Raw genomic sequence first — 17,538 nt, forward strand, 5'->3', positions numbered from 1 at the left:
CACCCACGCCGCTAGGGTGTCTTCGGTAGAGATGCTTCGGCAAGCGGACGCCAGATGAGCAGGACGTGTTGTTTAGGTAAGATAATGACCTTAGCTATTCCTGTAACAGTAGGTGAGCGAGGATTATAATTTTTTGTCGAAGTGCCCCTGAGCGACATGCATGCTATCCCAGCCTGGCTTGTAATGCGTGAAAACGAAGGTGCCCAAAATGATGCCTGCCTGACTGTTCGAGGCGCAAGACGCTATGGCGTGCGCGCCGACTTTTCAAAAGAGGTTAGTAGTACTGCTTATACTCCAAAAACTGCCCTAGCAGTAGCCGCAGGGGTAACGATTGGTACTCGGTAACGGATTTTAACCTGTGCGCTGGGCGGGGTGCGAAGTAGGCCGTGAGGCGCAGTGCCGATAATGACCAGTAGGCAGAACTCTCTTGACTGTCAATTGGCCCGGCATTCATGCGTTATTTTGCGGGGCGGTAGCCTGCCCACCGCGCCCTGCCTTGCTCGTGACAGTTTTCCTGCCTGTTTTTAAGCTGCGTTTTGTATCGGCCCTGCTGCTGCTAGGGCTGCTGGCCGCGCCGGCCGCTGCCCAGCGCCACCGCCCAAGTAAGGCTAAGAAAGCTGCCAAAACAACCCGCGCCGAGCGCCCGGCCCCGCGCCGCTCACGCACCCGCGCCAAAAGCAAGGAGCAGCTGGAGCGCGAGCGCCAGGCCAACCTCAGCCGCATCGAGGAGGCGGGCAAGGTGCTGACCCAAACTACCCAGAAAAAGCAGGCTACGCTAGGGCAACTCAACGTCATCAAGGAGAAGCTGACGGTAAAGCAGGGTCAGATTCAGCACATTTCGACCCAACTGCAAGGCATCGAAACCAATGTGCACCAGACGGTGAAGCAGGTGCTCAGTACTCAGGAGCAGCTAGCCCGCCTCAAGGAAGAATACGGCCACTTGATGTACGCGGCCTCCAAAACGAGCAGCGGCTTCAACCAACTCATGTTCTTGTTTGCCTCCGAGTCGTTCAATCAGTTTGTGGTGCGGCTGCGCTACGTGCGCCAGTACACCGAGGAGCGCCAGAAGCAGGCGTTGCGCATCATTGGGGCGCAGCAGCAGCTCAGCCACGAGCTCGATGGCCTCACCCAGCAGCGCCAGCGCCAGAAAAGCCTGCTCACCACCCAGCTGGTCGAAAACCGCAACCTGCTAGGCCTCAAATCTGAGCAAGACGAAGTGGTGCAGCAGCTAAGCCAGCAGGAGCAGGGCCTGCGCCAGGAGCTGGCCGAGCGCCAGCAGGCCGTGGCGAGGCTCGACGACCTCATTGCCCAGCGCGTACGTGAAGAAATAGCCCGCGCCGCCCACGCTGCCCGGCTAGCCGCTGCGGCGGCCCGGCGCCGCGCTGCGGCGCGGGCTACGGCCGCTGCCAGCGCCAGCCGGCGCCGCGCTTCTGCTAGCCGTAGCGAAGCCCGCAACGACGAAGCCACCACAGCCAGCAGCTCGGACACGGCCCGCGATGATGACCCGAGCGCCAATCCTGAAAGCGATGCGCCCGAAGAAACCGTGGCCGACCGCCGCGCCAGCCGCGTGGCCCTCACGCCCGAAACGGCGCTGGTGTCGTCGGGCTTTGCCGGCAACCGGGGGCGTTTGCCCTGGCCGGTAGCCCACGGTTTTGTGGCCCAGCACTTTGGGCGGCACCCGCACCCGGTGCTGCGGCATGTCACGGTCGATAACCGGGGCGTCGATATTCAAACCAACCAGGGCGAGCCCGTGCGCGCCGTGTTTGGCGGGCGCGTGCTCACGGTGGCGCAGGTGCCGGGCATGAACACCATCGTCATGATTCAGCACGGCGAATACTTCACGGTGTATGCCAAGCTACGCTCGGTGAACGTGCACGAGGGCGAGCAGGTGAGCGCCCGCGAAGCCATCGGCACCGCCGCCACCGACGCCGACGGCACGGCCCAGGTGCAGTTTCAGGTGTGGCGCAACTCGGCCAACCTCAACCCCGAAAGCTGGCTAGGGCGGAAGTAATGATTAATTTAGCAATGGTCAATGACGCCAGGCTAATTATGCGCCATTAACTATTGACTATTAGCTAATTAACTGGTAGCTTACAGCTCCATAATGTCCTCGTTCCAGAGGGTAGGCTCGGCCTCGATAAACTCGCGCATCAGCTCCACGCACTCGGGCGAGTTGAGGATTTCGACCTCCACGCCGTGCGACTGTAGGAAGTCGAGCGACTCGCCGAAGGTCTGGGCTTCGCCCACCACCACTTTCGGAATTTTGAACTGCACGATGGTGCCGGCGCACATGTAGCAGGGCATGAGCGTGGTGTACAGCACCGTGTCGCGGTAGGTGCGCTGGCGGCCGGCGTTGCGCAGGGCGTCCATTTCGCCGTGGGCGATGGGGTCGAGGTCCTGCACGCGCTTGTTGTGGCCGCGGCCCACTATGTCGTTGCCGCGCCGCAGCACCGAGCCAATCGGGATGCCGCCCTCGCGGCGGCCCTGCCGCGCCTCGTCGATGGCTGCCTGCATGAAAATGTCCATTTTTTAGGTAATGAGTAGAAAATTAGAAAACGGCGGACAACAAAGAACGTCATGCTGAGCTTGTCGAAGTATGACGTTCTTTGTTGGGTTTCGTCACCTTACCAGCTCAACCCAGCCCTTGACGGCAGGGCTGCCATCGGGCGGCGAAAGCAGGTAGTAATAGATACCGGGGGCTAGCCCGTCGCCATCCCAGGTGTTCTGATAAGCGGCGTTTTCATACACCTGCTGGCCCCAGCGCGAGAATACCTGCAGGCGCGGCGGGCAGCCCCCAATGCGTGGCGCAAAGAAGTCGTTTTGCTGGTCGCTGTTGGGCGTAAAGACATTGGGTACGAACATGCCTAGCACCGTCACCGGCGGCAGGCCCAACGTTTGGCCGCAGCGGTTTTGGTTGTAGCTCAGCGTCACGCGCGGGCGGAAGGTGCCGGCTCGCAAGTACGTGTGCGTTACATCGAGGCCGGTCACGGCCGTGCTGTCATCGCCAAAATTCCAGGTTAGCACCGCATCGGGCGGCAGCCCGGCCGTGGGCTGGTTGAAGTGCACTACCAGCGGCGCTACGTTGCTGGGCGCGCAGGGGCCAGGTACCAGCACGGGGGCTAGCACTGGCTGGGCCAGCAGCGTAATGCGGCGCGTAGCCACTACCGGGCAGGCAGTGCCCGCATTTACAGTGTAGGTGAGCACCGTAATACCGGGCAGAGCTGGCGGGGTAAAAACATTGCCGGCCGACACGCCCGGCCCGCTCCATACGCCGCCCGCCGGCGACGCTCGCAGCCGGAAGGCCTGGGGCCGGCCGGGGCACAATACCGTATCGGGTGGCAGCACCACGGTCGGGGCCGCAAGTACCTCAATGGTAACTGCGGCCCGGCTGCTGCCCCCGCCGCAGGCCGCCGTGCTCGTAACCGTGTAGGTAAGCTGCTGCGGCCCGACCAGCGCTAGGGTAGGGGTGAACACAAAGCCCCCCGCTACCGAACCCGATACGCCCGGTCCCGTCCAGGTGCCGCCCGCCGGGCTGCCGCCCGTGAGCGCCAGCGGCCCGCTGCCTGCGCACACCGACGCCTGGGCCGTGGCGGCAGCCGGCACCGGGCTATCAACGGTAATAGTGAGCTTGGCCGAAGCCGTGCAAGCCGCCGTGGCGCCCGGCACCGTGTAGGTGAGCACCTGCGCGCCCGCCAGCGCCGGGCTAGGGGTAAACACGAAGCCCCCCGCCGCCGAGCCCGACACGCCCGGCCCCGTCCAGATGCCGCCGCCCGGCTGGCCGCGCAGCGCCAGGGCCGGCGAGTTGACGCACACCGCCTGGTCGTTGCCCACAGTGGCCGAGGCCGGCTCAAAATTTAGCTTAAAAGCCGCGTTATTGCAGAGATACATGCCGTAGGTCGGGTACGACACGGCACCGTTGACGGTGGCGTAGGTATTGGCGCCCGGCGGCACCGGAAAGCCATTGCGGTTGAAGCACGAGCAGGCGGCTGCGTACACCACCCCGCGCGGGTCGAAGCGCGAGGTGCCGCCGTCTACATGGTCGCCCTCCGAGTAGGGCGTAGGGTCGCCGTAGAAGGTGGCATAGCTGAGGCTCGCCATGTTGGGAGCGTATTGCGCCAGGTAAAAATCGGAGCCCGCGCCGGGCGTGTCGGCCACGCGGCGCACGGCGTTGGCGGTGGTGGGCAGCCGGTCGGTGTAGCCGTTGTTCTCCAAAAAGCCCGGGTAGGTGTACACATCCTTATTAACCTGGCCGCCCCACCCGCAGGCGTAGATGCGGTCGCACTGGTCTACCAGAAAGGCGGTGGGCGAGAAGTCGATAGTTGCGCTGCCGCTACCGATAACGCTGCTCATCAGGCTTTTATCCAGGTCAGGACCAAGCTTTCGAATAAACTGCCGGCTGTTGGGGTTGCTGTACACGCCCGCACTCACCGGCCAGGTACCCAGCGTCTGGCCCAGCACATATACGCCCCCATCAGACCCTAGCTGCACAAAAAAAACCTGGTCGTAGCTGCTGGTGCCCAGGTAAGTGGCACGCTGCACGGCACCACCATCGGCCGCGATGCGCGCCACAAAGCCATCAACGTTGCCTTGCGCGCTCGCCTGGTAGCCGCTGGCCGTGCTTGGCAGGCCGGTGCTGAGCGTGCCGCCGCCCACGTAGGCATTGCCGCTAGGGTCGAGCTGAATGGAATAAGCCGCATCGGCCGCGCTGCCGCCTAGGTAGCCGCTCCAGGTGAGGCGATTGAGGGCTGCAGGCAGTTTCACCACCACCGCATCGCAGGTGCCGCCCCGGTAGCTGGGGCCGAAGCTGGCGGTGGTCGGGAAGTTGCTGGACCCCGATACCGATGCCACATAGATGTTGCCCTGCGCATCGGTGAGCACGTCGCCGCGCAGGGCATCGCCGTAGTTCTGGGGCAATTGCCGGGCTGCGGACGCCGGGTTATAGGCCGCGATGCCATCGTTGCCGCTGCCGCCCAGGTAGGTAGAGGCCGCTAAAGAGCCACCGTCGGCGCTCAGGCGCGTCACCACGATGTCGGTGCCATTACTTACCCGGTAGATGTCGGCCGGCGCGGGGCCAAACGGGTCAACCGACAAGCCACCCGCGAAGCCGCGCTGCACGGCGTCGCTCGTGGTAGGGTAATTGGTGGAGGAAGTACTGCCCAGCACAATGAGCTCATTCTGGGCGTTCACCACCAGGCTGCTCGGAAAATCGGCCCGGTTGCCACCCAGGTACGTGGCCCACACCCGCGACGCGGGGCCATTCACCGCCGTGTTATACTTGATAAGGGCAATGTCGATAACGGCCGCAAAGCTGGTTTGAAAAGCGCCTGGCGTAGTGGGGTAGCTGGGCAGCGCAAACAAGTCATCGAGCACAATGCCACCCGAGTACATGTTGCCTGCCGCGTCATAAGTAGCCGTGAAGCCCCAGTTGCTGCCCTTGGCCCCCGAGTAGGTCGAGAACACTACCGTGGGGTCAATTACCAGTGGCCGGCGGTGGTCGTAGGCCCCCAGCTCAAACGATACCTGCGCTTCCTCCGAGCGCAGGCGGTAGCGGCAGGCTACCGCCTGGTGCTGGCCGGTAGCGGGGTCTAGCTGATAGGCATGCGGCGCCAGCTCGGTGAGCGCGCCTACCGAGGTGCCGATGTGCAGCTGCCCGTCATCGCTGAGGATGAGGCTGCTAGCCCCTTCGTAGCGTAGCTGCACGCGGCTGGCATCGGCCCCGGCGGCCACCTCAAAATCATACTCCAGGTGCTGGGTTCCATTCTCATAAAAGCGTGCCGCGATGCCGGGCCAGGGCGCCTGGTAGCGTACCTGCCGGTAGCTGAGCACGGCGCGGGCCCACTGGCTGGGGTCATTGCCGTGCAGGTAGTTGCGTACCTCGCCCGTAGCCTGGGAAGGCTCGAGCGGCGTAGCCGCATCGGCCCCCGCGAAGCGCACGCGCAGCTGGTGTCCTTTTATAGGGTTGGTGTCGGCAGTGCCGGGGCTGGCCGCCGCCGCCTTTGCTTTGGCCGAAGCACTGCGGGCCGGGCTAGCCTCCGTTTTGGCGTGTGGGTGCTCGATGGGCTGCAGTAGGATGTAGCGCAGGCCGCCCGGCTCCAGGCATAGATGGCCACCTGGTACTGCCGCGGCGTAGCGTACGGCTGCCGGCCACTGGCCTTTGTTAGCCACAAACTCCAGGCTGGGTGCCGTATCGGGCGGGGCAGCGGGTAGCGGGGGGCTGGTTTGGGCCCAGCCCGGCAAGCTCAGCACAAGTAGACAAAGGATATGAACGTAAAAATTCTTCGGCATAAAAAACAGGCTGAGCAACGCTTTGGTAAATCTAAGTCAATAGCCTAAAAATGCCAACCGGCTACGCAGGCGCGCCGGGCGTATTTTTGCCGGACCAGCGGCCTGCTCATGCGCCGTGGGCTACTTGTGCGTCGAATCCTTTCCTATCGTTTCACCCTGCTTGTGCTGCTGGGCCTACTGCTGAGCGTGGCCGCCGAACGGGTGTCGGGCGAACAAGTATCTCTGGCGCCACTGCTAGCCCTTACGGTGCCCGTGTGGCTGGCGCTCACGGCCTTGCTGGCGCTGGGGTGGGCCTTGCGGCGCCGGCGCATCGCGCTGCTGCCAGTGGCGGCGCTGGCGCTGGCGTGGCCGCAGGTGCAGCGCGGGCTGCCGCTGCACTGGGCTGGGTTGCAAGCGCTGGCCTCGGGCTACAAGAGTGGCCTGCTAGCCCAGCCAGCCCCGCCTCGCAGCCTGCGCCTACTTTCGGCTAATGTGCGCATTTTCAATGTGTACGCGCATTTGCGCAAGGCCGACCCCACCGCCCCGGCCAAGGCTATGGAGTGGCTGGCCACCAGCCCGGCCGACGTGCTCTGTCTGCAAGAATTTTATCAGGAACCCACCGGCACGCGCTCGTCCGATGGCGACTTATTTCGGGTGGCCGATAAGCTGGGGCCGGGCAGCGGGCGGCAGGTATTTGTTTCTAAAAGCCTGACCAACAGCATGGGCGCGCAATTTGGGCTGGCCATCTTTTCGCGGTTGCCTATTGTGGGCCGCGGTGAAATCGCTTTCGGCCGCCTCAGCCAGAACCACGCTATGTGGGTTGATGTAGCCGGCCCCCGGCCCGGCGATACGGTGCGCGTCTTCAACGCCCACCTCCAAAGCATGAGCATGGACGAAAGCGACCTGGTAGCTGCCGGCTCTAGCAAGGCCGGGCTGCGCAGCAAGGGGCGCGGGCTGCTGGGCCGCTTTGTGCGCGGGGCGGCGGCCCGCGCCTGGCAGGCCGATACGCTGGTGGCCCGCATCGTGCGTTCGCCCTACCCGGTGCTGCTGGCCGGCGACTGCAACGACCTGCCTTACTCGTATTCTTACAATAGCCTGGCCGGTTCGCTCCAGAATGCCTGGGCCACCGTAGGCTTTGGGCCGGGCAATACCTACCACGGCCGCCTGCCGCCGCTGCTGCGCATCGACCAGCAGTTTGCCGGCCCGCAGTGGCAGGTGCTGGCCTGCCGCGTGCACACTGAAATTCCGTATTCCGACCACTTTCCGGTCGAAGCATTGTACCGGTTGAAGTAGCGCGCAGTAGCTGCTTCCTGCGCGAGCGCAGCGAGCATCGTCGCTGGGGGTCGTCAGGCCCCGCCTTCGCTTTGCGCACGCACGAAGCAGCGGCTGCGTGCTACTTCGGCGCTACATGCTGAACTTTGCCGCACCTTCGCCGTTGCGTATTCTCCGATTCCCTGCACCGTGAGCTTAGCAGCAAAAACTGTTAGGGCTTACCGCTCCCTGTTTACTACTCCATGTCGCTGACGCTTTATAATACGCTCACCCGTAAAAAGGAAAAGTTCGAGCCCGTAACCCCGCCGCTGGTGGGCCTGTACCTCTGCGGCCCCACCGTGTACAACGATGCCCACCTGGGCAATGCGCGCGGCCCTATCGTGTTTGACGTGCTGACGCGCTACCTGCGCTACCTCGGCTACCAGGTGCGCTACGTGCGCAACATCACCGACGTAGGCCACCTCGAAAGCGACTCGGACGACGGCGAGGACAAAATGGCTAAGGCTGCCCGTGCCAAGCAGCTCGAACCCATGCAGGTAGCCCAGCACTACACCGTGCGCTACCGCCAAGCCATGAGTGCGCTAGGGTGCTTGCCGCCCGACATTGAGCCCCAGGCTAGCGGCCACATCACCGAGCAAATCGGGCTGATTGAAGAAATTATCGGCCGGGGCCTGGCCTACGAGGTCAACGGCTCGGTGTATTTCGATGTGCCCAAGTACAACGCCGAAGGCCTGGAGTACGGCCGCCTCTCGGGCCGCGTGGTAGAGGAACTGCTGGCCGGCACCCGCAACGAACTGGCCGGCCAGGAAGAAAAGCGCTCGCCCGCCGACTTTGCCCTCTGGAAGAAGGCTAGCCCCCAGCATATTATGCGCTGGCCTTCGCCCTGGGGCGAAGGCTTTCCGGGCTGGCACCTTGAGTGCTCGGCCATGAGCCGCAAGTACCTGGGCGCCACCTTCGACATTCATGGCGGCGGCCTCGACCTCATGTTTCCGCACCACGAGTGCGAGATTGCGCAAAACGAGGCTTCGAGCACCCCTAGCACCGGGGCGCGCTTCTGGCTGCACAACAACATGCTGACCGTGAACGGCCAGAAGATGAGCAAATCGCTCGGCAACTTCGTGACCCTGACCGAGATGTTTCAGGGGCAGAGCGCCGCGCTTTCGCAGGCCTATTCGCCCATGACGCTGCGCTTCTTCTTTCTGCAAGCCCAGTACCGTTCGCCCATTGACCTAAGCGACGATGCCCTGCAAGCGGCTCGCAAGGGCTTCCGCAAGCTCATGAACGGCCTGCGCCTGCTGGATAGCGGCAAGCTGGAAGCACGCAGCGCCGAGGTAGCGCAGCCTGATGCTGAAAAGCTAGCCGCTAACAGCCAGCAGCTGATAGCCTTAAGCCAGAAGCCGTTCGAGTTCCTTAACGACGACCTGAATACGCCGCGCGCTGTAGCCGCTGTGTTTGACCTGCTCAAGCGCTTCAACACTTTGGCCGCTAGCCCCGCCGCCCTAGCCGAGGTAAGCCCCGAGGCCGTGGCCGAGGCTGGCGCGGCCTACCGCGCCATCGTCAGCGATATTCTGGGCCTGCGCGACGAGCCCCGCGCCAGCGCCGAAGAGTTATTGACCTTGGCGCTAGGCTTTTATCAGGAGGCCAAATCGGAAAAAGCCTACGATAAGGTAGACCAGATTCGCGCGGCGCTCAAGGGCCAGGGCATCGTCATCAAGGACACGAAGACCGGGGTTGAGTGGGCGTATAGCGAAGAGTAGTTTTGTCAGGCCATCTGGCGTCCCGAAGGAAGCATCTTCTCACGGCTGCTTTCATCAGGTAAGAAAAAATAATGCGGCGCAGGCGTGAGAAAGTCCTTCGCAAGCTCAGGATGACAAGTGTATTCTATGCGTTTTCAACCCGTTCGCTACTCGTTGCTCGCCGTAGCGGGCCTAGCCCTGCTCACGGCCTGCCCCGCCGAAAAGCCAGCCGAAACGGCCACGGCTAGCCAGCCCGGCGCCACCAAGGCAGTGCCGACCCCGGCCTTCAATGCCGACTCGGCCTATGCCTACACCGCCAGGCAGGTAGCCTTTGGCCCGCGCGTGCCCAATAAGCCGGCGCACGTGGCCTGCGGCAACTACCTGGTGGCCAAGCTCAAAAGCTTTGGCCTGAGTGTGCGCGAGCAGCCCTTTCAGGCCATGACCTTTGACGGGACGCAGATAAGCGGCCGCAACATTGTGGCGCAGTACCAGCCCACGGCGGCACGCCGCGTGGCCATTTTTGCGCACTGGGATACCCGTCCCTTTGCCGATGCCGACAAGGTGCACAAAAACGCGCCCATGGATGGGGCTAGCGACGGTGCCAGCGCAGTAGCGGTGGCCCTCGAAATAGCTCGCAGCCTCAGCCAGCGCGCCGATAGCCTGGCCCCCAATGTGGGTGTCGATATTATTCTCTTCGACGCCGAAGACTGGGGCTACGAGGCCGACACGCAGACCGACAAGAAAAACCAGCTGCCTGAAGGCTCCGACTCGTGGTGCCTGGGCTCGCAGTACTGGGCCAAGCACCTGCTGCCCGCTGGCTACAAGGCCGAGTACGGCATCTTGCTCGACATGGTGGGCGCTAAAAACGGCCGCTTCACCCGCGAGGGCACGTCGCTGCAAAACGCCCGGTCGGTGGTGGATAAAATCTGGAACACGGCCGCCAAAATCGGCTACTCCGATTATTTCCTGTTCACCGATACCGGGGCCATTCTCGACGACCACGTGTACACCAACCAGGCCGGCGTGCCCACCGTGGACATCTACGACCACCCGCCCTACGGCAGCGACTATTTCCCGGCCTACCACCACGCCACCACCGACAACATGAGCATCATCGACCGCAAAACGATGAAAGCCGTAGGCCAGACGGTGCTACAGGTGCTGTACCAAGAATAATTCGCGGTTGTCCTTACGCACAAAGCGAAGCAATCGCCTCAGAACGGCCCTAGCGTAAAGCCTGTGGGTATCGTTCCGGGGCGATTGCTTCGCTTTGTGCGTAAGGACAGTTGTGCGGGTTGTTATCTATCGCTCGTGGCTTTAGCTATTTGCTCGGCCTGCTTCGCGTAGCGTTGAATGTGGGTCACGAGGGCTTCCAATACGTCGGTGAGGCGCAGTCGCAGCCAGGGATAGAGGGGGTTGGGCACGCGCACGGTGCCGGCATCAACCTGCCGGGCTAGCAGCAGCAGGCGCAGCAGCTCGTCGAGCTGCCGGTTGAAGGCCTCGACTACCGTGCCGGTGAGGCGCGTGCCAGTGGGTGCAAACTGCCTGGGTCGCCGCAACAGGTTGTCGCCCAGACCGTTTTTCTGTTGAGCCGTAGCAGTAAAATAGCGACCTAGCCAGCCGCTGCGCACCTGCGTGCCGGCCACCGAGCCCTTGGCCTGGGCCAGCCGCAGGCGCGCCTTGAGGCTGGGCAGGTAGTAGCCACCCACGATATTGAGGTGTTCGAGGCACTGGGCGGCGCTCCATTTGTCGTAGCCGGGGCGCCGATTTAGCTGCTCTGAGGTAAGTGGGCGCAGGCGTTGGTGAGATAACACGCGCAGGGCCAGCACCTGATTGGTAAGCTGGTCGAAGAACTCGGTAGTATCGCGTGCGGAAGCACTCATAACGGAAGAATAGCAGGCAGAGCGGAAGGATTGAGTTGTAATATTACGGCCTAGGCTGGGAAACCATTTGCGGGCAGCCGGCTCTTTCGTGCTTCATTTATGTACAAACACGTTTACTTCCTAACTCGTTTGCTAGGGGTGTGCGGGCTGATGCTGGGCCTGGCGGCTGGCGTAGCGGCCCAGGCCGTGCCCAACCCCGGCGAGAAAATAGAAAACCTCGTGACGTTTGGCGCGCAGGCGCCGACCACGAGCGGCGACGACGACTTCACGCAAACGTTCTTCTTTCTGGTGCCGGCCGCCGAGCGCCGGCCCATCTACATCCGGGTGTTTGACCCCGACTGTGGTGGCCAGCTCGATGCCAAGGTGGGCCAGTTCAACACCCGCACCGAGTTTAGCCTGTATGGTGGCCCGGGCACGCACTCGGCCAAGGGTGCCACCGACCCGCGCCCGGCTAGCCCCGGCGCTACCCCTAGCGGCCGCCTCATCAAGCAGCAGGCCTTTGGTGTCGACCCCAAATATGATGGTCAGTACTTCAATTTCGGCCCGCTCAACCCGCTAGAGGGCGAATTGGTCGAGCAGTTTCAGGGCTACGTGTATAAGGTGGTAGTGCGCGGGCTGAGTGGCAACGACGGCAACCTCTACCGCTTTTTTCTCAGCAGCAGCCCCAATCTGAACGTGCCCATTCCGGGAGGCAATGCCTTCACCTACGAGTATTGCTTTCGTATTCCGGCCGCGCCCGCAGGCCGGGCCGTCACGGTGCACCTCTATCCCTTTGCGAATGAGCACGTAGTGAGTATCAAGCAGAGCAATTTTGACATGGATAACTCGGCCAAGCTAACCATTTTTAGCGTGGCTAAGAATGGTCATTCGGCGGCCGTGAGCGGCGACGGCCAGTGGACGAGCAGCGTGCTGCCCATCAACCCGAAAGAATACGGCTTGTCTCTGGATTTTCGCCTCGTGAGCAAAGCCCCCACGTTCAACGACGTCGTGTTCTACGTCACCGACCAGTACGATACGGCGCTGCCCTTCTTTGCCGTGCCGCTAGGGGGGCCACCGCGCTACAAGTACGACATCGACATGAAAGTGCACCGGTAGCTGCCAGGCACAGCACAAACACACAGCAAAAAGGCGCTGCTCCCCTTGGAGCAGCGCCTTTTTGCTGTGTGGAGCGGCTAGCCTTACTGGGCTGGCTCGTCGCGGCCGGCGTTGCGGCGGGGCTCGGGGCCGTAGTCACCGTCGACGGGTTTGTCGCCGTCCTCGGGGCGGAAATCGAGTCGGTTTTCCTGGCCGTAGTTCTGGGCTTTGTCTTGCTTAGTAAAATTGTCATATTCCGGGCCGCGGGCGCCGGGGTTCTGGTCGTCATACGAGCCGCCTTTCGAGCCGTAGCCCTGGCTGCTGTTGCCCTCCTTCGAGCCGCTGGCCCCAAAGCCATTGCGCGAGTCGCCGGTGTTGGGGTTGCCGGGCTGGGCCTGCTCGCTGCGCTCGTGGCCGTAGCCATAGCCCTCGGAGATGGGCGCGTTGGGCGCATCGACAGGCGCGGGCGCCTGCTGGCCGCCGGGAGCGTTGCCACCCGGCTGCTGGTCGCGGCTGCGGCCACCCTGGCTGCCCTGGTTGTCGTAGCCCCCGCGCGACGAGCGCTGGTCTTCTACCTCGCCGTGGCCGTTGGGGCCCATAGCGAGGTGGTGGCTAGGGGTGCCGCTGGGCAGGCCCACGCCCGAGGTGTGGCCATAGTCGGCGGCGTAGGCGGGGCCCACCGTAGGCGCCCCGTTATCGTTCTGAAAAGCAGCCGCCTCGCCCGATTTGCTGGGCAGGTTGCGGTTGTCCTGGGTATTGCCCCGGCCATCGGTCTGGCGGTCGGCTACGTTGTCGCCAAACGACAGCTGATGGGGAGCAGGTGTGTCGCGCACGGCGTGGCCCTGCTCCTCGGGGCGCTGGTCGCGGCCGTCGTAGGTGCGGTAGGCGTTGTGCTGCAAGCCCGGTTCCGACGCGCCCTGGCCGTAGTATTTCTCTTCGGTAGCCTCGGCGCTGGGGCGCTCGGCGGCCGTGTCAAACTCGCGGTACTGGTTGCCGAAGCCACCGTGGGTAGCCCCTAGCGTGCCCTGCTCGCCAAACTCGCCCCGGTTGGCATTAGCCTGCTGGTTGCCAGCCCGGTCAGCGTCCTGAAAGCTACCCTGCACGTCGTTGCCGAAGTTGCCGCCATACGTGTTGGGCTGCGTGGAGTTGGCAATGCCGGTGGGCGGGGCGGGGCGGTTTTCCTGCTTGCCGCCGGGCTCTACGGCGCCTTTGCGCACGCTGGTTTCGCTATTGGCCAGCGACTTGCTGGAGGTAGTTGCGGCGGGCTCGCTGCCGGGCTGGGCCGCTGCGCGCACCGGGGCGGTACCGGTCAGCTTATTGAGTGGCTGCTCAGTACCCGTGGGCTGGGGCTTTACATCGGCGGGGTTGGCTTCGCGGTTTTCCTGCTCGCCGCCGTGCTCTACGGCGCCTTTGCCAGCCTCCATCTCGCTATCAAACAGCTCTTTGCTGGAGGGTGGGGGCGAAGGTGCCGGCTCGCCCGACTGCATGGCTGGGGTGGCGGGTTGCAAAGAGCTGTTGGCGTTGGTGTTCTGGGCGTCGGCACCCATCTTGGTAGTTTCGTCGGCCGGCAGGCTAGGGCGGTTGCCGGCTATTTCGTTGGGCTGGTCGTTGAGGCTAGGCATGAGAAAAGGCTGGTGAAGGTGACGGGTGGGAAAACAAGCAGACGATACCTCGCTATACGCCCCCGCGCGCCGCGCGTTCGGGTAAGCTCGAGCGTAGCAAAAAATAGCGCGGGGCCGGCTTTGGCCGCACTAGGGCCGGGCTTACATTTGATGGTCTCAATTCCTGCCTATTTTCTGATTTTACGTTCATGCAACGCCGCCAATTTCTTCAGCACGGCACGCAGGCTGCCTTGGCCTCGGCTCTGCTGCCGCTAGCCGCTTCCGCGACCCCGTCCCTGCCTGCTTCCGCTGCCGATACCAGTTTGCTTTCAGCCGCCCCGGCCGCCCCATTTGCCCTCAGCGAACTCACCATTACCGACCTGCAAGCCCAGCTGGCCAGCGGCAAGGCTACCAGCCGCAGCCTCTGCCAGCAGTACCTGAGCCAGATTGCCGCCATTGACAAAGCCGGCCCCCGCCTCAACTCGGTAATTGAGCTGAACCCCGATGCCCTCAGCATTGCCGATGGCCTCGATAAAGAGCGCAAGGCGGGCAAGCTACGCGGCCCCATGCACGGCATCCCGGTGCTCATCAAAGACAATATCGACACCGGCGATAAGATGCAGACCACCGCCGGCGCCCTGGCCCTGGCCGGCCACCACGCCGCCCAAGACTCGCACGTAGCCAAGCAGCTGCGGGCGGCGGGGGCCATCATTCTGGGCAAAACCAACCTGAGCGAGTGGGCCAATTTCCGCTCGACGCACTCGGCCAGCGGCTGGAGCAGCCGCGGCGGCCAGACCCACAACCCCTACGTGCTCGACCGTACCCCTAGCGGCAGCAGCGCCGGCTCGGGCTCGGCGGCGTCGGCTAGCCTGTGCGCGGCGGCCGTGGGCACCGAAACCAACGGCTCCATCGTGTCGCCGTCGTCGGTCAATGGTCTGGTGGGCCTCAAGCCCACCGTGGGTCTAGTGAGCCGCACGGGCATCATCCCCATTTCGGCTACCCAGGACACGGCCGGCCCGATGGCCCGCTGCGTGCGCGACGCCGCCATTTTGCTAGGGGCGCTGGCCGGCCCCGACCCGGCCGATGCCGTCACGGTTTCAGCCAATAATCCGGCGAAAGCCGCCGATTATACCCGCCTGCTGCGCCCCGATGCGCTGAAGGGCCAGAAGCTCGGCGTGGAGAAAAGCCACCTCGCTAGCCAGACCATCGGCGGCGAGCTGCTGCGCAAAGCCGTAGCCGACCTCAAAGCCCAGGGTGCCACAGTGGTAGAAGTAGACGTGCGCACCGCCACCCAGCCTATCGGGGAGTCGGAGTTCGACGTGCTGCTCTACGAATTCAAAGACGGTGTAAATAAATACCTGGCCGGTACCAAAGCCCCCGTGAAGACCCTGGCCGACGTTATTGCCTTCAACAAAGCCAATGCGGCCAAGGCCATGCCGTTCTTCCAGCAGGAAATACTGGAGCAGGCCGAAAAAACCGACGGGCTAGCCAGCGAGAAGTACAAATCCGCCCTGCGCAAAGTAGTTGACACCAGCCGCGCCGCCCTCGACGCCGCCCTGAAAACCGACGGGGGGCTAGCGGGCATCGTGGGTATTACTACCGGCCCGGCCGCCTGCATCGACCTCATCAACGGTGAGTATGGTACCGGTCCCGGCTCCGCGAGCGCAGCGGCCATGGCTGGCTACCCGCACCTCACGCTGCCCATGGGCTACGTGCACGAGCTGCCCATCGGCCTCTCGTTTGTAGGCGCTCCGTATAAGGAGGCCGAGCTACTGGGCCTGGGCTACGCCTACGAGCAGGCGACCAAGCACCGCAAGGCGCCGGGCTTTAAGCCGGTAATAGGGTAGTAGCGCGGACAGCACGCTGTCGCGTGGGTGGGTGTACCTTTGAATTTCACAAAGCTGCATCTTGCCATGAAGCCCGCGCCGCTAGCCGAATTTTACCAGGAAGCAAGTGCCTGCACCGGCGCCGACTTGGGCGCGTTGCTGCCTAGCGGCATCCAGCAGGAGGTCGGCCATTTTAATGTTTTTAAAATGGCCGACCTTTGGCTGCCCAGCCGGCCCCAGCCTACGGTGCCTTATCAGTGCCGGAGCTTCTACAAAATAAGCTTGCTGAACGGCCCTAGTAGGGTCGAGTACCTGGGCCTGACTATTGAGGTGGCAGGGCCGGCCCTGCTGTTCTCCACGCCCAAAATGCCGTATCAGTGGCTGCCGCTGGAAGGGTCCCAGGCCGGGCAGTTCTGCGTCTTCACGGCCGAGTTTCTGCGGCCCGTCAACAGTGGCGTGGTGCTCGATGAGCTGCCGCTTTTTAAGGCTGATGGGTTTCCCGCTTTTCAGCTTTCGGCCGCCGAAGCCGCCCGTGTCGAAACCGTTTTCCAGCGTATGCACGAGGAAATGCCCTCCGATTATGCCTACAAGTACGACCTGTTGCGTGCCTACGTGCTCGAATTGATTCACCTGGGGCAAAAGCAGCAGCCCGCCACCGCGCTCCACCCCGCGCACAGTGCCCCGGCGCGGCTCACGTCGCGGTTTGTGGAGCTGCTGGAGCAGCAGTTTCCACTCGAAAGCCCGCAGCAGCAGCTGCACCTGCGCACGGCCACCGACTATGCCGACCGGCTAGCCGTGCACGTCAACCATCTCAATAAGGTGCTGAAGGAAACCACCGGTCGCACCACCACGGCCCTCCTCATGGAGCGCATAGCGCAGGAGGCGCAGGCCCTGCTGCGCCAAACCGACTGGACGATGGCCGAGATTGCCGACAGCCTGGGCTTTACCGATGTGGCGCACTTCTCCCATTCCTTTAAGCGCTACTCGGCGGTAGCGCCCGGCGCATTCCGCAATCAGGTGCCGGTTTGAATTCTACATAAAATGGATTGCTGAGCGCAAGCGTTGCCCTAAGGGGACGCGGGACCTTTGTCATGTTCTTAAACGCAACAGTTTACCCACATGACAACTTCCAAAATCGCCTTGGTTACCGGCGGCAGCCGTGGCCTGGGCAAGAATATGGCCCTCAGTCTTGCCCAAAAAGGCATTGACGTAATCCTGACTTATCACAGCCAGCAGGCCGAAGCGCAGGCCACCGTGGCCGAAATAGAAGCCCTGGGTCGCAAGGCGCTGGCTGTGCAGCTAAATGCGGCCGACCTCGGCAGTTTCGACGCGTTTTACCAGCAGGTCGCTAGGGCCCTGCCCGCCACGTTTGGCACCAGCCGCTTCGATTTCTTGGTCAATAATGCGGGCACGAGCCTGACGGCGCCCATCGCCGACACCACGGAAGCGCAGTTCGACGACATGCTGAACATCCACTTTAAAGGAGTTTACTTCTTAACTCAAAAGGCCTTGGCGCTGTTGAATGATGGTGGCCGCATCATTAATATCTCCTCGGCCACTACGCGCAGCTCGTTTGCGGGTGCCTCGGTCTACGCCGCGATGAAAGGCGCGGTAGAGGTTTTCACGCGATACCTGGCGGTAGAGCTAGGCGCCCGCGGCATCGCAGCCAATGTGGTAGCACCCGGGGCCATCTTCGGCGGTGGGGCAATGACTGATACGCCCGAACTCCGGGCTTACGTCACCCAGCTAACGGCCCTGGGCCGGGTGGGCATGCCCAACGACGTGGGTGGCGTAGTCGCCTTCCTCTGCACCGAAGAAGCCAAGTGGCTCAACGGCCAGCGCATAGAGGTAACGGGCGGCATGACCTTATAGCGTGCGCCTT

General features: G+C 63.2%; 12 protein-coding genes. 8 read left to right on the forward strand and 4 right to left on the reverse strand.

Annotation, left to right across the window (positions count from 1 at the left end):
- Positions 1 to 502: 502 nt before the first annotated feature.
- A complete protein-coding gene (locus tag J4D99_RS15870; protein WP_309509629.1) occupies positions 503 to 2,011 on the forward strand; it encodes a murein hydrolase activator EnvC family protein in 1,509 nt (502 codons plus the stop codon).
- A gap of 80 nt (positions 2,012 to 2,091) precedes the next feature.
- Here J4D99_RS15870 and J4D99_RS15875 read toward each other — a convergent pair whose 3' ends face one another.
- Together J4D99_RS15875 and J4D99_RS15880 are read right to left on the reverse strand one after the other, a co-directional pair.
- Positions 2,092 to 2,526 carry a nucleoside deaminase gene (locus J4D99_RS15875; RefSeq protein ID WP_208132719.1) on the reverse strand — a complete coding sequence of 145 codons (435 nt, stop codon included), beginning with the start codon at positions 2,524 to 2,526 and terminating at the stop codon, positions 2,092 to 2,094.
- Positions 2,527 to 2,619: 93 nt separating this feature from the next.
- A complete protein-coding gene (locus J4D99_RS15880; RefSeq protein ID WP_208132720.1) occupies positions 2,620 to 6,285 on the reverse strand; it encodes a DUF7948 domain-containing protein in 3,666 nt (1,221 codons plus the stop codon).
- A gap of 126 nt (positions 6,286 to 6,411) precedes the next feature.
- Here J4D99_RS15880 and J4D99_RS22025 point away from each other — a divergent pair, with 126 nt between their 5' ends.
- From J4D99_RS22025 to J4D99_RS15895, 3 genes are all read left to right on the forward strand, one after another.
- Positions 6,412 to 7,557: an endonuclease/exonuclease/phosphatase family protein gene (locus J4D99_RS22025; RefSeq protein ID WP_208132721.1), complete on the forward strand. Its 1,146-nt coding sequence runs from the start codon at positions 6,412 to 6,414 to the stop codon at positions 7,555 to 7,557.
- Positions 7,558 to 7,778: 221 nt separating this feature from the next.
- Positions 7,779 to 9,293 (forward strand): cysteine--tRNA ligase, encoded by a 1,515-nt coding sequence (gene cysS, locus J4D99_RS15890; RefSeq protein ID WP_208132722.1) that lies wholly within the window; start codon positions 7,779 to 7,781, stop codon positions 9,291 to 9,293.
- A gap of 126 nt (positions 9,294 to 9,419) precedes the next feature.
- A complete protein-coding gene (locus J4D99_RS15895; protein ID WP_208132723.1) occupies positions 9,420 to 10,448 on the forward strand; it encodes a M28 family peptidase in 1,029 nt (342 codons plus the stop codon).
- Positions 10,449 to 10,570: 122 nt separating this feature from the next.
- On the opposite strand, the gene J4D99_RS15900 is transcribed toward J4D99_RS15895, so the two are convergent.
- The gene (locus J4D99_RS15900; RefSeq protein WP_208132724.1) at positions 10,571 to 11,155 is read right to left on the reverse strand and encodes a DinB family protein; all 585 of its coding nucleotides are present in this window, start codon (positions 11,153 to 11,155) and stop codon (positions 10,571 to 10,573) included.
- Positions 11,156 to 11,254: 99 nt separating this feature from the next.
- On the opposite strand from J4D99_RS15900, the gene J4D99_RS15905 reads away from it, so the two are divergent.
- Positions 11,255 to 12,250 carry a hypothetical protein gene (locus J4D99_RS15905; RefSeq protein ID WP_208132725.1) on the forward strand — a complete coding sequence of 332 codons (996 nt, stop codon included), beginning with the start codon at positions 11,255 to 11,257 and terminating at the stop codon, positions 12,248 to 12,250.
- Positions 12,251 to 12,333: 83 nt separating this feature from the next.
- Here the strand turns inward: J4D99_RS15905 and J4D99_RS15910 are convergent, their stop codons facing one another.
- The gene (locus J4D99_RS15910; RefSeq protein ID WP_208132726.1) at positions 12,334 to 13,851 is read right to left on the reverse strand and encodes a hypothetical protein; all 1,518 of its coding nucleotides are present in this window, start codon (positions 13,849 to 13,851) and stop codon (positions 12,334 to 12,336) included.
- Between the two features lie 188 nt (positions 13,852 to 14,039).
- Here J4D99_RS15910 and J4D99_RS15915 point away from each other — a divergent pair, with 188 nt between their 5' ends.
- From J4D99_RS15915 to J4D99_RS15925, 3 genes are all read left to right on the forward strand, one after another.
- Positions 14,040 to 15,677, forward strand: coding sequence for an amidase (locus tag J4D99_RS15915; RefSeq protein ID WP_208132727.1), 1,638 nt, complete (start codon positions 14,040 to 14,042; stop codon positions 15,675 to 15,677).
- A gap of 66 nt (positions 15,678 to 15,743) precedes the next feature.
- Positions 15,744 to 16,685, forward strand: a complete 942-nt coding sequence (locus J4D99_RS15920; protein WP_208132728.1) for a helix-turn-helix domain-containing protein — start codon at positions 15,744 to 15,746, stop codon at positions 16,683 to 16,685.
- 90 nt (positions 16,686 to 16,775) lie between these two features.
- Entirely contained in the window at positions 16,776 to 17,528 is a 753-nt protein-coding gene (locus J4D99_RS15925) for an SDR family NAD(P)-dependent oxidoreductase (protein WP_208132729.1), read from the forward strand.
- Positions 17,529 to 17,538 lie beyond the last annotated feature (10 nt).

Origin of the sequence: Hymenobacter sp. BT559, from assembly GCF_017571525.1 — a bacterium.
GTDB classification, from domain to species: Bacteria; Bacteroidota; Bacteroidia; order Cytophagales; family Hymenobacteraceae; genus Hymenobacter; species Hymenobacter ginsengisoli.

Coding starts and splice junctions, on each gene's coding strand:
- J4D99_RS15875 (WP_208132719.1), bottom strand. CDS start 2,526: ATGGACATTTTCATGCAGGCAGCCATCGACGAGGCGCGGCAGGGCCGC.
- J4D99_RS15880 (WP_208132720.1), bottom strand. CDS start 6,285: ATGCCGAAGAATTTTTACGTTCATATCCTTTGTCTACTTGTGCTGAGC.
- cysS (WP_208132722.1), top strand. CDS start 7,779: ATGTCGCTGACGCTTTATAATACGCTCACCCGTAAAAAGGAAAAGTTC.
- J4D99_RS15895 (WP_208132723.1), top strand. CDS start 9,420: ATGCGTTTTCAACCCGTTCGCTACTCGTTGCTCGCCGTAGCGGGCCTA.
- J4D99_RS15900 (WP_208132724.1), bottom strand. CDS start 11,155: ATGAGTGCTTCCGCACGCGATACTACCGAGTTCTTCGACCAGCTTACC.
- J4D99_RS15905 (WP_208132725.1), top strand. CDS start 11,255: ATGTACAAACACGTTTACTTCCTAACTCGTTTGCTAGGGGTGTGCGGG.
- J4D99_RS15910 (WP_208132726.1), bottom strand. CDS start 13,851: ATGCCTAGCCTCAACGACCAGCCCAACGAAATAGCCGGCAACCGCCCT.
- J4D99_RS15915 (WP_208132727.1), top strand. CDS start 14,040: ATGCAACGCCGCCAATTTCTTCAGCACGGCACGCAGGCTGCCTTGGCC.
- J4D99_RS15920 (WP_208132728.1), top strand. CDS start 15,744: ATGAAGCCCGCGCCGCTAGCCGAATTTTACCAGGAAGCAAGTGCCTGC.
- J4D99_RS15925 (WP_208132729.1), top strand. CDS start 16,776: ATGACAACTTCCAAAATCGCCTTGGTTACCGGCGGCAGCCGTGGCCTG.